The 14,206-nt window shown below is 68.2% G+C and carries 10 protein-coding genes and 1 pseudogene; 6 read left to right on the forward strand and 5 right to left on the reverse strand.

Translation table 11 applies throughout. The features are described from left to right. From QPK32_RS12255 to QPK32_RS12270, 4 genes and pseudogenes are all read right to left on the reverse strand, one after another. Positions 1-1,008, reverse strand: a pseudogene (locus QPK32_RS12255) (hypothetical protein); the annotation flags it as partial. A 359-nt stretch (positions 1,009-1,367) separates the two neighbouring features. After that, positions 1,368-2,711, reverse strand: coding sequence for a sigma-54 dependent transcriptional regulator (locus tag QPK32_RS12260; RefSeq protein WP_290413096.1), 1,344 nt, complete (start codon positions 2,709-2,711; stop codon positions 1,368-1,370). A 382-nt stretch (positions 2,712-3,093) separates the two neighbouring features. Further along, positions 3,094-3,567: a hypothetical protein gene (locus QPK32_RS12265; RefSeq protein WP_290413097.1), complete on the reverse strand. Its 474-nt coding sequence runs from the start codon at positions 3,565-3,567 to the stop codon at positions 3,094-3,096. Positions 3,568-3,619: 52 nt separating this feature from the next. Next, positions 3,620-5,590 carry a U32 family peptidase gene (locus tag QPK32_RS12270; RefSeq protein ID WP_290413098.1) on the reverse strand — a complete coding sequence of 657 codons (1,971 nt, stop codon included), beginning with the start codon at positions 5,588-5,590 and terminating at the stop codon, positions 3,620-3,622. On the opposite strand from QPK32_RS12270, the gene QPK32_RS12275 reads away from it, so the two are divergent. Together QPK32_RS12275 and QPK32_RS12280 are read left to right on the forward strand one after the other, a co-directional pair. Next, positions 5,589-5,765 (forward strand): hypothetical protein, encoded by a 177-nt coding sequence (locus QPK32_RS12275; RefSeq protein ID WP_290413099.1) that lies wholly within the window; start codon positions 5,589-5,591, stop codon positions 5,763-5,765. The two genes, QPK32_RS12270 and QPK32_RS12275, sit on opposite strands and share 2 nt — an antisense overlap. 391 nt (positions 5,766-6,156) lie before the next feature. Further along, a complete protein-coding gene (locus QPK32_RS12280; protein WP_290413100.1) occupies positions 6,157-8,472 on the forward strand; it encodes a sensor histidine kinase in 2,316 nt (771 codons plus the stop codon). 128 nt (positions 8,473-8,600) lie between these two features. On the opposite strand, the gene QPK32_RS12285 is transcribed toward QPK32_RS12280, so the two are convergent. Further along, positions 8,601-9,251 (reverse strand): DNA-binding response regulator, encoded by a 651-nt coding sequence (locus QPK32_RS12285; protein ID WP_290413101.1) that lies wholly within the window; start codon positions 9,249-9,251, stop codon positions 8,601-8,603. A 296-nt stretch (positions 9,252-9,547) separates the two neighbouring features. Here QPK32_RS12285 and QPK32_RS12290 point away from each other — a divergent pair, with 296 nt between their 5' ends. Genes QPK32_RS12290 through QPK32_RS12305 form a run of 4 tightly spaced genes read left to right on the forward strand, consistent with a single transcriptional unit; the run spans position 9,548 to position 14,186 of the window. Then, positions 9,548-10,063, forward strand: a complete 516-nt coding sequence (locus tag QPK32_RS12290) for a spore coat U domain-containing protein (protein ID WP_290413102.1) — start codon at positions 9,548-9,550, stop codon at positions 10,061-10,063. Next, positions 10,063-10,818, forward strand: coding sequence for a molecular chaperone (locus QPK32_RS12295; RefSeq protein WP_290413103.1), 756 nt, complete (start codon positions 10,063-10,065; stop codon positions 10,816-10,818). Before QPK32_RS12290 ends, QPK32_RS12295 begins: the two co-directional genes overlap by 1 nt. A gap of 15 nt (positions 10,819-10,833) precedes the next feature. Then, on the forward strand, positions 10,834-13,194 hold the full coding sequence (locus QPK32_RS12300) for a fimbria/pilus outer membrane usher protein (RefSeq protein ID WP_290413104.1): 2,361 nt from the start codon (positions 10,834-10,836) through the stop codon (positions 13,192-13,194). Continuing rightward, on the forward strand, positions 13,191-14,186 hold the full coding sequence (locus QPK32_RS12305; RefSeq protein WP_290413105.1) for a spore coat U domain-containing protein: 996 nt from the start codon (positions 13,191-13,193) through the stop codon (positions 14,184-14,186). The genes QPK32_RS12300 and QPK32_RS12305 overlap by 4 nt, the downstream gene beginning before the upstream one ends. The last annotated feature ends 20 nt before the right edge of the window (positions 14,187-14,206 follow it).

Raw genomic sequence — 14,206 nt, forward strand, 5'->3', positions numbered from 1 at the left:
CGCGCCGCCGGCGCCGCCGGTGCCGGCGTAGGAGCCACCGGTGGTGGCGCTGCCCGCGGTCGCGCCGCCGTTGGTCGACATGCCGCCCGCCGCGCCAGCCGCGCCCGAGGCGCCGGCCGCTGCCGCGCCGGCGCCGCCGGTGGCTTGCACGCTGCCGCCGGTGCCGGTCGAGCCGACGCCTGCCGTGCCGGTGGCGCCGTTGGCGCTGCCGGTGTTGTTGGCGACGTTGCCGATGTTCGAGATGTTGTTGCCCGAGACCGAGCCGGACAGGTTGCTGGTGGCGTTGGCCGACGAGGTATTGAAGGCGTTCGACACATTCGAGGTGGCGGTGCCGCCGTTGTTGGCTGCGGTGGCGCCCAGCGACGACGCCGACGAGTCGCCCGAGCTGTTGTTCTTGCCCGTGCTGTTGTCGTTGTCGCGGTTCGTGGTGGTGGTGTTCGTGTTGGTCGTGGTGGCCGTACGCTGGCTGTTGTCCGTATGGTCGTCGGTCGACGTGGTGGTGGCGGTGTTGCCGCTGTCGCGGGTCGTGGTGGACGTGTTGGTGTTCGTGTTCGTGTTCGTGTTGCCGCTGTTGCTGTTCGACGTGGTCGTCGCGGTGTTGGTGCTGTTATTGCGGTTGTCGGTCGAGGTATTGGTGCTATTGTTGCGGTTGTCGGTGTTGGTCGCCGTGTTGGTGCTGTTGTTGCGGTTGTCCGTCGAGGTGTTGACGCTGTTGTTGCTGTTGTTCGTGTTCGTGTTGGTATTCGTGTTCGTGCTGCTGTTGTTGCCGCTGTTGCTGCTGTCGGACGACGTGGTGTTCGTATTCGTGCTGCTGTTGTTGCCGCTATTGCTGCTGTCCGACGACGTGGTATTGGTCGCGGTGTTGGTGCTGTTGTTGTTGAAGCTGTCGGTCGAGCGGGTGGTGGTTTGCGTCACCGTGCTGCCGCCGCGGCCGACGACGGAGTCATCCGCCTGTGCGCTCAGCGAGAAGGCAAGCGAAATGGCAGTCACGAGCAAAGTCTTGTTCATTCGAGTTTCCCCTCTGGGTTTGATGGTTGGTTGGGCCGGCTGCGCTTTCGCGCCGACGTTATCTCCTTTGCACGTTCGGTGCCAGCGTTAAGGAAGAGCTCGCTAACCCATTGTTTTTGTTGGCTTTGTGCGCTTCGTCCTACGCAGCCGTCAGAGAAAATCCGGCACGAATTGCCGAATTTATTGAAAATGTGTGCCAGATGCGGAACAGGTTTGTCACGCTGGCCTGTCCGGCGCGCCGCGCGGCTGGACAGGGTTGTGCCACTTTGTGCCAAGGTGTCCGCAAACGGTTGCGCTCGGCAGTGCCCAAACGCAAAAGGGCGGCCATCGGCCGCCCTGAAAGGATGAGTAAAGCGCGCTCAGGCCGGGCGCATGCCGTGCTTGCTGAGCAGGCGGTACATCGTCGTGCGCGACACGCCCAGGTCGCGCGCGGCGCGGCTGACGTTCTGGCCGCTGCGGTCCAGGCATTCGCGCAGCGCGCGCCGCTCCGTCCGCATGCGCGTGTCGTCGAGCGCGTCGGGCTGGGCGATGGGGATGCCCCGTGTCAGGCCCAGGTCCTCGGGCATGATCAGGCGGCCGTCGGACATGACGAGGGCGCGCCGCACCCGGTTGATCAGTTCGCGCACGTTGCCGGGCCACTCGTGTTCCAGGATGGCCTCGATGGCACGGTTCGAGAAGCCCTTCAGGCGCGGCGACTTCTCGCTCGCGTAGAGTTCGAAGAAGTGCTCGGACAGGGCCACCAGGTCTTCGCGGCGCTCGCGCAGCGGCGGCACCGTCACGGGAAGCACGGCGAGGCGGTAATACAGGTCCTCGCGGAAGGCGCCGCCGGCGACGGCCTGCTGCAATTGCACGTGGGAGGCGGCGACCACGCGCACGTCCACCCGGATCTGGCGCGTGCTGCCGAGGCGGCAGATCGTCTTCTCCTGCAGGAAGCGCAGCAGGTTGGCCTGCAAGTCCTTCGGCAGGTCGCCGATCTCGTCGAGGAACAGCGTGCCGCCATCGGCCGATTCGATCAAGCCGGCCTTGCCGCGGGTGGCGCCGGTGAAGGCGCCGCGCTCGTAGCCGAACAGTTCGGAGTGGATCAGGCTGGGCGCGATCGCGCCGCAGTTGATCGGCACGAACGGCCCACGCGCGCGTTCCGAACGGGCGTGGATCTCCTGGGCCGTGAGCTCCTTGCCGCTGCCGCTCTCGCCCCAGATCAGCACCGGCGCCGCCACCTTGGCGACACGGTCGACCTGGGCGCGCAGGCGCACGATGGCGTCGCAGCTGCCGATCAGCGGCGAGTCGCGGCCGTCGGCGGCGCTGGCGGCGACAGCGGCCGGCCGGCGCAGCATGGCCCAGCCATGGGCGTGGCCCAGCGTGTGCGCGAGGCGCACCGGATCGACGGGCGCCGTATGGTAGTCGCACAGGTGTTCGATGACGAGGTCGCGGCAGGGCGCTTGTTCCAGGTCGCGCCGCCGGAACACGCCGACCCACTGCATGTGGCCGTGGCGGCGCAGGAAGAGGTCGACGTCGGACGGGCGCTGCAATTCGCGTCCGTGCATCAACAGGCCGACGAGGTAACGGTTGCCGCGCAGCTCGCGCCCGGCCTCGGCCAGGGTGGCAACGCTGCGGATCTCCCAATCGTGCATCGCATCGCTCAGCAGGTCGAGCGTTTCCGTCCCGTCCGGCGCGATGCACAGCAGGCGCTTCTTTTGGGTCATCCATCTCTCCATGGGCATCCGCCGTCCCCTGCGTGGCGGCAGGGACGGGGCACCGGCTTATAGTTCTACAAGTGTAACCAACGGTAAGAAATGCTGGAGTTCTCTAGCCCCTTGGCAAGTTCTTAACATTCGTTGAAGTTCAAGTAACATTATGCCATTTATGCAACTTTCGTGGATTCAATCGTGCGCGACGAAAGGTGCATATGCAGCATGCGCGCGAGAGCGATGGGACCGGGGGGCGGGTTCAAGGTCCTGTGGTCGGCGGCATGAGGGCCCGGACAGCCGCGCATGCGCGGAACTCGGCCATATGTACCCGGCGGTTACAAAGCGGTGGGAGGGGAAGCGGATGCGCGGCGGCGCATCCGGCGGGGGAGCCTGCGCGTCAGCGCACGCGCTTGACCTTGGCGGTCTGGTTGGTGCCCGGGAACTCGATGAACATCGTGCCGAACATATTGCGGGTAATGCGGACCTTGGGATCGGTGACGGGGTCGAGCATGCCCGAACTGCCGTCGCTGACGCGCCAGACCTGGCCGTTGGCCAGCTTGAACTGGGTGTTCGGCCCCCAGCCGTCGATACGGCCCACGAGCGCGCTTTCGATCAGCTTGGGCGCTTCCGGGCGGCGCACGTTTTCCAGGCCGAAACTTTGGGCCGGATCGGCCGGGGCAGCCGCTGCAGCGGCCGTTGCGGCCGCGCGCGGCGCGCCGACCTTGGCGGAATTCGCCGGAATGGCGTCGTAGCACGCCAGGCGGGCAGCCGTGTCGTCGAGCTTGCGGCAGGCCAGCAGCGCGGCATCGTCGGCCAGGACGGCGCCGGATGCGCACAGCAGAGTCAGCAGCAAGGGCAGGGCAGGTTTCATTGCATCCTTTCGTACATTTCAATCGCGCAAGATTATAGCCGCCTTCACGCCATCAGGCGCGCGGGCGCTGGCGGTGGAACACGAGCGGGCTGTACGGGATCGCCGACGGCGGCGGCGACTGCAGGATGTTGTCCTTCATGGCGCCGATGATGTGCATCTCGCAGGGTTTGCAATCGAACTTCAGCGTGTAGCGCTCCTCGCCCGACACGAGCGTCATCGGCTCGGCGCGCACCTGGCCCTGCACGCCCTGGACGCCCTTGGCCTGCTTGGGGCACAGGTTGAAGGAAAAGCGCAGGCAGTGCTTGGTGATCATCAGCGACACCTCGCCCGGCTCCTCGTGCGCCTCGTAGGCCGCGGCGATCAATTGCACGCCGTGGCGGTGGTAGAAGGCGCGCGCCTTCTCGTTGTAGACGTTGGCCAGGTAGCTGAGCTGGGTTTCCGGGTAGGCGGGGGCGGGCTCCGCCGCCCGGGCGCGTTCCGGGCGCTGCCAGGCGGCCAGGCGCGCCGCTTCCTGGGCCGCCACGGCGTCGCGGCGCAGCGCGTTGATCGTGCTGGACGGCACGAACCACGGCCGGGCCAGCGCCAGGTCGATGGTGCCGGCCTCGAACATCGTGTTGCCCAGCTTGCCGAGGCTGGCGCGCAGGCCGGCCAGGGCCTGCTCGGCCTGCTGGGCGGGCTGCAGCGCCAGGGCGGCCGACGTCGTCGTCGCGATGCCGTCCTCGTCCGTGAGGGTCAGGGACAGGCCGCCGTCGGTGTCGGCCAGCACCATGTCGAGGCGCACGCGGCGCTCCGAGGACTTCTTGGTCAGCACGGCTTCCCACTGGTGGTCGCGGTTGCGGCTGACGACGGTGCCCACCTTCAGGCCCGCCAGGCTCGAGACGGGCTCGTTGGGGAACACGCGCCAGCGCTGGCCGTCCGCGTCCTCGCCCAGCTTCTGCACGACGTTGGCCTGGATGCCGACCGTCTCGCGCTTGTGCATGTAGTTCAAGCCGTCGCCATTGGCCATGGGCGCATTGGTGAGGAGGTCGATGTTGTCGCCCCCGACGCGCACCACGGTGCCCAGTTCCACGCCCACGTACTTGGGCGAATCGAAGGCGCCGATGGTCTGCTGGCGGCCCTGGGCGAAATAATCGGTGTGGCCGCGATGGAAGTTCTTGTCGACGTCGGGCGTGAAGTGGACCTCGGTACGGCCGCTCGACGCGCGCGCCAGTTCCGGGCGCCGCTCGAGCAGCTCGTCCAGCAGCAGGCGGTAGTGGGCCGTGATGTTCTTCACGTAGCCCATGTCCTTGTAGCGGCCCTCGATCTTGAACGAGCGGATGCCGGCATCGACGAGGGCCTCCAGGTTGCGGCTCTGGTCGTTGTCCTTCATCGACAGCAGGTGTTTTTCGTAGGCCACCACGCGGCCCTGGCCGTCGGACAGCGTGTACGGCAGGCGGCAGGCCTGCGAGCAGTCGCCGCGGTTGGCGCTGCGGCCCGTGTCCGCATGCGAGATATAGCACTGGCCCGAGAACGCCACGCACAGGGCGCCGTGGATGAAGTACTCGAGCGGCGTGTCGACGTCGGCGCGGATCTTCCTGATCTGCTCGATGGTGAGCTCGCGCGCCAGCACGAGCTGGGAAAAGCCGACCTGGCCCAGGAACTTCGCCTTTTCCACGGTGCGGATATCGCATTGGGTACTGGCGTGCAGCTGGATCGGCGGCAAGTCCATTTCCAGCATCGCCATGTCCTGGACGATCAGCGCGTCGACGCCGGCGTCGTACAGCTGGTGGATCTGCTTGCGGGCCGTTTCCAGCTCGGCGTCGTGCAGGATCGTGTTCATCGTCACGAAGATGCGCGCGCGGTAGCGGTGCGCGAACGCCACCAGCGACGCGATCTCTTCCAGCGTATTGCTGGCATTGTGGCGCGCCCCGAAAGCCGGCCCGCCGATGTAGACCGCATCGGCGCCGTGCAGGATGGCTTCGCGGCCGATCTCGGCGGTTTTGGCGGGGGACAGCAGTTCGAGCTGGTGGGGGAGGAGGGACATGGCGGGTTCCTGGCAAGCGAAGGCGGAAATTATAGCCATATCAATGGCTTATGTCACCGGCCGGGGAATCGGCGAGTGCGAACATATTCTTGCAGCAAGAATTTCTTTTAGTTATTATGAATCCGAAACTTTCATCGCTCTCGCCCCTGCTGAAGATTGCGCTCGCCATCGTTGATCCCCTATTTCTGATTGCGATCGCAATAAACATGCGCCGGGCTGCATGAAACTGCCGAGGGAAAGCGTTTTACTACCGTCCCGGTTACACGCATCGGTCGCGCCGACGCCGTGCTTCTTGTGCATTCGCACAACTCTTTTTTCGAATGACGCCGCATTCGCCAAGCGCCCCCGCGGCATCCACGGCGGGACGGCTCGCGCCTGTCGTTCGTCCCGCTCGCCTGTTTTTCCTAGTGGAATGGTTTCGCAGGATCGATGTGCCATCTAAGAAACTTCGTCGGGAGCGGCGTCGACTCGATGTCTCCTAAATGCCGCAAACGAGCGCGCAAAGCTGGGCGCATGCCTGAACGTATGTTACTGTGCAGCAAAAACCATTTCGAGCATTTGTACAAATGTCTGTGTTCAAAACGGCGTTCCCCTTGCCCCGCGGCCTGGCCGGCTACATGGCCCTGGCTTTCTCCCTGCTATCCATCATCCTCACCTTCGTCATCGTCGAAGTGGTGGAGCACAAGGCGACCCATCACGTCGAGGAGACCATCGGCCGCGGGCTCGCCGAGGTGGCCCTGCAGACTTCCGACAAGCTCGACCGCGGCATGTTCGAGCGCTACCGCGAAGTCGCGCTGCTGGCGCGGCGCAGCGAACTGGGCGACGCGTCGCGCTCCATCGCGGCACGGCGCGCCATGCTGGATGACGTGCTGAACAGCTACCGCTATTACGGCTGGATCGGCCTGGCCGGCCTGGACGGCAAGGTCAAGGTCGCCGCCAAGGGCTTGCTGGAAGGCCAGGACGTGTCCGCGCGCCCCTGGTTCGGGCGCGCGCTGGAAGGCCGCCACGTGGGCGACGTGCACGAAGCCCTGCTGCTGGCCAAGCTGCTGCAGCAGGAGGGCGGGGAGCCGATGCGCTTCGTCGACGTCGCGTTTCCCTACCACGGTCCGGACGGCCGCGTGAACGGCGTGCTGGCCGCCCACCTGTCCTGGGCCTGGGCGCGCGACGTCGAGGAATCGATCATCGCGCCGCTGGAACAGAGCCGCCAGGTCGAGGCGATGATCGTCAGCGCGAACGGCGTGGTGCTGCTGGGTCCGAGCGACCTGCAGGGCAAGCGCTTGCCCACGTCGCTGCTGGCCATGGCCGATCCCGCGCACCCGACCTGGCGCCAGGAAACCTGGCCGGGCGGGACCCGCTACCTGACGGGCCTGAGCCGCTCCAGGGGCTACGACGACTATCCCGGCCTGGGCTGGACCGTGCTGGTGCGCCAGAAGGTGTCCACCGCCTTGTTGCCCATCGAGCTGCTGCGCCAGTACGCGCTGGCGAGCGGCATCGGCCTGGCGCTGCTGTTCTCGATCGCCGGCGCCTTCGTCGCCCGCATGATCACCCGCCCCCTGAAACGGCTGGCGCGTTCGGCCCGCACGCTGCAGGACGGCAGCGCCAGGATCCCCGTCATCGAAGGCGGCGCCAGCAGCTACGAGGAAGTGCGCGAGCTGGCCGATTCGCTGAACCACCTGGTCCAGGACCTGATCCGCAGGAGCGGCGAGCTGGAATTGTTGAATGCGACGCTGGAGCGCCGCGTCGGCGAGCGCACCAACGAGCTGGCCGCCGCGCTGGCCCAGGTGCAGGCCAACGAGCAGCGCATCCATACGATCATCGACACGGCCCAGGACGCGTTCATCGGCGTCGACCTCGACGGCCGCATCGTCGACTGGAATACCCAGGCGCGCGCCATGTTCGGTTGGAGCCGCAGCGAGGCGATCGGCAAGCCGGTGGCGCTGACGGTGCCGGAACGCTACCGCTTCAGCGTGGAAAAATCGCTCGCGCGTTTCGCCGAGACGGGCGAGCTGGGCCTGCTGGGCCAGCGCGTCGAGCGCATCGTCAGCGACCGCAACGGCAACGAGATCCCCGTCGAGCTGACGCTGGGCCTGGTGGCCAGCGGCACGCGGCCGTTCTTCAGCATCTTCCTGCACGATATCTCGCTGCGCAAGAAGGTCGAGCGCATGAAGGACGAGTTCATCGCCACCGCCTCGCACGAGTTGCGCACGCCGCTGACCTCGATGCGGGTGTCGCTGTCGCTGCTGGCGCAAGGCACGGTCGCCACGCTCGAGCCCGAGGTGCAGGAGCTGGTCGACATCGCGCACCGCCATTGCGAGCGCCTGGTGCGCCTGGTCAACGACATGCTGGACGTGCAGAAGATCGAGGCGGGCGGGCTGCAGCTCGACAAGCGCCGCGAGGCGGTGCTGCCGCTGGTGCAGGAAGCCATCGCCGCCATGCGCGGTTTCGGCCGGGAGCGCCACATCGCCCTCGAATGCGAGTGCCCGGGCGGCTGCGCCGACGTGAGCGCCGAGCTCGACCACGACCGCCTGCTGCAGGTACTGACCAACCTGCTGTCGAACGCCATCAAGTTCTCGCCGCCGGACAGCGCCGTCGTCGTGCGTATCGAGCGCCTGCCGCAGGTGTTGCGGATCTCCGTGATCGACCAGGGCAGCGGCATCCCCGACAGTTTCCGCGACCGCATCTTCCAGCGCTTCGCGCAGGCCGGCAGCGCCGGCGGCAGCGGCCTGGGCTTGTCGATCTGCAAGGGTATCGTCGAGGAACACGGCGGCAGCCTGTGGTTCACGAGCGTGGAGGGCAAGGGCACCAGCTTCCACGTCGACCTGCCCGCTGGCGTCGCGGACCCGGCCCCGGCTGCGGCGCGTGCGGACGGCGAACCTGCCTGATCATCCTGGCCGGCGACGAGGAGAAATCCGGCGAGCTCCCGATGTCGGGCATCCTGGCGAATCTGCGGGCCACCCAGGCCCCTGCCGGTCTTCGATGCGCGCCTGCCCTGCGATCCAGCGGGCAGGCTTCAGCGCCCCTCGTCGCGCACGCGGCGGCGCCACGCGCCGGGCGCCAGTCCCGTCCGTTCCTTGAACGCCGTCGAAAAATTGCGCGCGTTCCGGTAGCCCACCGTGCCCGCCACGTCGTTCACATCCATCTCCGACTCGCGCAGCAGCCGCTCGGCGCGCTCGAAGCGCCGTTCGCGCACGTAGTCGAACACGCTGCAGCCCAGGCGCTGGCGGAACACGGCGTTCAGACGCTCGCGATAGGTGCCTGCGGCGCGCGCGATATCCGCCAGCTCCGGCAGGTCGGACAGGTTGGCGTCGATCAGGCGGCATGCCGCCGCCAGGACCAGCGCGTCCAGGTCCATGGGCCGGGCAGGGGCGGCCGTCGGTGCCGCCGCGCCCGTGCGCGGCATCAGTCCCAGGTGCACGCGTATGCGCGCCAGCAATTCGTCCGGATCGCAGGGCGCGACGAGGAAATCCACGGCCCCCAGCGTCAGGCCCGTGACGCGCTCGCGCGGACCGGCGTCCGTTCCCAGCAGGATCAGGGGGATGGCGCTCGTCGCGGGATCCGCCTTGAGCAGGCGGCAGCAGGCATAACCGTCCATGTCCGGAAGCGCGACGTCGGCGACGATCAGTTGCGGCTGTTCCAGTGCGGCCAGGCGTACGCCCTGCACGCCGCCCGCCGCCCGGTGACGCCGTAGCCGGCCCGACGCAGCAGCGTCCCGTGGCGAATGCGGCGGTGCTCGTCCGGATCGATCAAGAGGATACGGGTCGCATGCGGCGTGAAAGGCATGGTGTCGAACGTTGTTGTGAAGCAGCGATATTAGCGACTTTTGCGAGATTTCACATCTTCCAGACGGATTTTCTCCTACCGAAGATGTTTCAGATTTGCAGCTTTTTCTGTCTTTTGCGATAGTTGTCGCACGGCAATAGCGCAGTCCCCGCAGCCCCATTCATAAGGAGAATCATCATGTTGAAGTCGCATTCGAAACTGGCAGTCGTCGGCCTGATCGGCGCCCTGTTCGCTCCGCTGGCCACCCAGGCCGCCACCTACAGCCAGTCGAAGACCGCGAATTTCGACGTCACCATGAAGATTGTTGCAGACTGCACCATCGCTGCCAACAGCATGGACTTCGGCCAGAACCAGGGCGTGCTGAGCGCGGCCGTCACCGCGAACTCGACGATCAACGTCACCTGCACCAACACCACCCCGTACAACGTCGGCCTGAACGCCGGCACCGGCACGGGCTCGTCGGGCACCAACCGTTACCTGAGCGGCACTGGCGCGAACACCGGCACCGTGCGCTTCAACCTGTTCCAGTCGCCGGGCTCCGGCCTGTGGGGCAATACCCAGGGCACGGACACCATGTCGGGCGTCGGCAACGGCAACCTGCAGACCCTCACCGTCTATGGCGAGATCCCGGTGCAGACGACCCCGGCGCCGGACAGCTACAAATCGACCGTCACCGCCACCGTCTACTTCTGATGCGACGCTCCTCCCGCATGCCGCGCATCCCGTCCGTCAGGGTCGCCATCGCCGCCACCGCCATGAGCGCGGCAATGCTGGCCGGCACCGCGGCCGGCGCCGCCAACCTGCAGATCTCGCCCGTCTCGATCGCCTTCCAGCCGTCGCAGGCAGCGTCCGGCATCAACCTGCAGAACTATGGCGAGACGCCGCTGTACGGCCAGGTGCGCGTGTACGCCTGGGACCAGAAGGACGGCGTCGACGTCCTGACCCCGACCACCGACCTGGTGGCAAGCCCTCCCGTCATCGAAGTGGCGCCGAACAGCGCCCAGACCATCCGCCTGGTGCGCCGCGCCAGCGCGCCCGCGGGCGTGGAGCGCAGCTACCGCATCCTGATCGACGAGATCCCGCGCGGCGATGCGGCCAGCGGCGTCGCCATCCGCCTGCAATATTCCGTGCCCGTGTTCGTGGCGGGCTCCAGCGCCGCGGCCGCGCCGGCCGTCACCTGGACCCTGGTGCGCAAGGATGGCGACACCGTGCTGCGCGCGGCCAACGGCGGCACGCTGCACGCCCAGCTGGGCGCCACCCGCCTGCGTACCGAGGCGGGCCAGGACGTCGAGATCAGCAAGGGCCTGCTCGGCTATGCGCTGGCCGGCCGTAGCCGCGAATGGAAGCTGGCACAGGACAAGGCCGCCGGCCTGCAGGGCAAGCTGACCGTGATCACGACCGTCAACACGCGCGAGGAGCAGTTCCCCGTCGTGCCTGACGGCAACTGATCCGGCCGGGGTCCGATGGGAGCGGGGCGCGCGGTCCGTCCGCTGGCTTTATTCGCGCTGGTCGTGCTGGCACTGCCGCCCGCCGGCGCGGCCGCCGCCGTGCCGGACGTCCTGGACGCCGCCCCGCTCGATGCGATCCCCGCAGCGCCCATCGCCGCCGAACTATTCCTCGAAGTCAGCATCAACGGCCGGCCGACGGGCACCGTCGCCTCGTTCACCCAGGGCCCGAAGGGCTTGCGCAGCCCGGTACAGAACCTGGTCGACCTGGGCCTGGACCCGCGGCGCTTCGGCGTGGCCGGCCAGGACGCCTTCGACCTCGATGCCGTGGCCGGCCTGCACTACACCTACGACGCGGCGCGCCAGCGCATCGACCTCGCGCTCGACGACAGCCTGCAGGCCCCGCAGGAACTGCGCGCCCGTCGCGTGCAGGCCCCCGCGCGTCCCACCGAGGACGCCGGCCGCGGCCTGCTGCTGAACTACACGCTGCACGGCCAGTCCGGCTACGGCACGGCAGTCAACGCCATCACGGAGCTGCGCTATTTCGATGCCAACGGCGTCGTCAGCAATACCGGCGCGGCCGTGCTGCGCGGGTCGAACCCGGGGTACGTGCGCTACGACACGACCTGGGTCCGCGCCGACCCGGATGCCCTGAGCCTGCTCGAGGTCGGCGACGTGATCGCGCCCTCGCTGAGCTGGTCGCGCTCCATGCGCGTGGGCGGCATCCAGTGGCGCCGCAATTTCTCGCTGCGACCGGACCTGCTGACCTATCCCGTGGCCAATTATGGCGGCTCGGCCGTAGTGCCCAGCAGCGTCAGCCTGTACGTCAACGGCATCCGCCAGTACCAGTCCGTCGTGGCCGGCGGCCCGTTCCAGGTGCGCGACATCGCCGGCTTCAACGGCGCCGGCCAGGCCACCGTCGTCACCGAGGACGCGCTGGGCCGCACGGTCACCGCCACGCTGCCCCTGTACGTGGACACGCGCCTGCTCGAGACGGGCCTGACCGATTATGCCGTCACGCTGGGCGCGCCGCGCCGGTCGTACGGCAGCAAATCGTTCGACTACGCCGGCACGCCGGTCGCGATGGGCTCGCTGCGCCACGGCCTCAGCGACGCGCTCACGCTGGAAGCGCACGGCGAGGCGGGGCGGGGCCTCGTGAATATCGGCGCGGGCGGCCTCGTGCGCCTGGGCCAGGCGGGCGTCGTCAGCGCCTCGGTGGCCGGCAGCGCCGGTCGCATGCGCGGCGCCCAGGCCAGCCTCGGTTACCAGTACATCGCCCAGCGCTTCGCCATCGATGCGGAGAGCCTGCGCGGCACGCGCGGCTATGGCGACCTGGGCTCGCTCGACGACGCGCCGGCCGTGCGCGCCAGCGACCGCCTGAACCTGAGCGTGGCGCTGGCCGGCGGGCGCAACGCCGGCATCAGCTTCATCAACTACAAGCTGCCGGACCAGCCGGCAGCGCGCATCGTTTCCGTGTCCCTGGCCAGCCAGCTCGTCTACGGCGTGCAGGCCAGCGTGTCCGCCTACCGCGACCTGAACCGCGACGACGCGCGCGGCATGCAGCTGGCGCTCAGCTTCCCGCTGGGCGGCCATGCCGGCGGCAGCGCCGGCGTGGGCAGCCAGAACGGCGTGCGCACGACCTACCTGTCGGCCTCCGGCGCGCCCGATTTCGGCGGCGGATTCGGCTGGAACGTGCAGCGCGGCACGGTCGGCGACCGGCATTACGACCAGGCGCAAGTCCAGTACCTGGGCAGCGCCGGCCAGCTCAGCGCGACCACCCAGAGCGCCGGCGCCACGCGCGCCACCACGGTCGAGTTGACCGGGGCGCTGGTGGCGATGGATGGCGCTGTCGTGCCGGCGCGCCACGTGGGACGGGGCTTCGCGCTGGTCTCGACGGGCGTGGCGGACGTCCCCGTGCTGCAGGAAAACCGCGTGATCGGCCGCACCGACGGCGCCGGCCGCCTGCTGGTGCCGGACCTGATGCCGTACACCCGCAACGAGATCGGCATCGACGTGACGGCGCTGCCGGCCGACATGCGCGTGGCCTCGACCCGCGCGGGCGTGGTGCCGCGCCAGGCTGCGGGCGTGCTGGCGCGCTTCGCGCTGGAGCGCTATGCGGCGGCCACCGTCATCCTGCACGGCGCCGACGGCAAGCCGCTGCCTGTGGGCACGAAGGTCGTGCTGGACGGCGGAGCGGAGACGGTCGTCGGCTACGACGGCGTCGCCTTCGTCGAAGGATTGAAACCCAATAACCGGCTGGTGGTGGGCGAGGGCGAGGGCGCCTGCACGCTGCCGTTCGCCTACGCCGCCGCCGCGGGCGGCGCGCTGCCGACCATCGGCCCCCTCGTTTGCAATCAACCTGTGGAGAACACCCCATGACATCGACCCTGGCCGCCTTCCTGGTCCGCCTGACCGCCATCTTCGTGGCCCTGTGGCTGCTGGCCCCCGGCGCCGCCCGCGCCGACGAGTGCACGGCGGCGATGACGGACGTCGTGTTCAACAACGTCAATCCGATCGCCGGCGCCGACGTGTATGCCAGCGGCACGCTCACCGTCACCTGCAGTTTGACGCTGCTGTCGCCCAATACGCTGCTGCCGACGGCCTCGATCTGCGTCAGCCTGGCCGGGGCCGGCGGGACCTGGCGCACGATGACGAACGGAAGCAACACGCTGCCGTTCAACCTGTACGTGGACAGCAGCTATTCCGCCGCGGCGATCTGGGGCTCCGCCTCGGTGCCGGGCACGTCGCAGTTCAAGTACGCCGGCGGCGGCCTGCTCGGCATCGGCTCGGCCAGCAGGACCTATACCGTCTACGGCAAGATCCCCGGCAGCGCCTTGTCCGGGGTGGCGACGACGGGCAGCGGCGACACGCTGTACACGGCCAACTTCGCCGGCCAGGGCACGATCCAGTACGCCTTCAGCGGCCTGGTCACGCCGTCCTGCACGGCCGGCTCGAGCAGCACGTTCTCGTTCCAGGCGAAGGCGAACGTCGTCAACGACTGCCAGATCAGCGTCGGCCAGCTCGCCTTCGGCACCTCGCGCGTGCTGAACGCGGCCGTGCGCGCCAGTACGAGCATGAACGTGGTGTGCACCGCGGGCAAGGCCTACCAGGTATCGCTGAACGCCGGCAACAACGCCGGCGGCGGGTTGCGCCGGATGAAGAACGTGGCGACGGGGGAGACGGTCGCCTACCAGCTCTCCAGCACGCTGGACGGCGCGGCCTGGGGCGACGGCGGCAGCACGGGCGTCGCGCTGGGCCGCACGGGCACGGGATCGAACCAGTCGATCACGGTGTATGGCCGCGTGAGCCCGCAGACGACGCCGTCGCCGGGCGACTACAAGGATACGGTGACGGCGACGCTGTATTTCTGAGCGGGGAGCCGGATCGAAAG

The sequence above is a fragment of the Massilia sp. YIM B02763 genome, from assembly GCF_030412015.1.
Classification (GTDB): Bacteria; Pseudomonadota; Gammaproteobacteria; order Burkholderiales; family Burkholderiaceae_D; genus Telluria.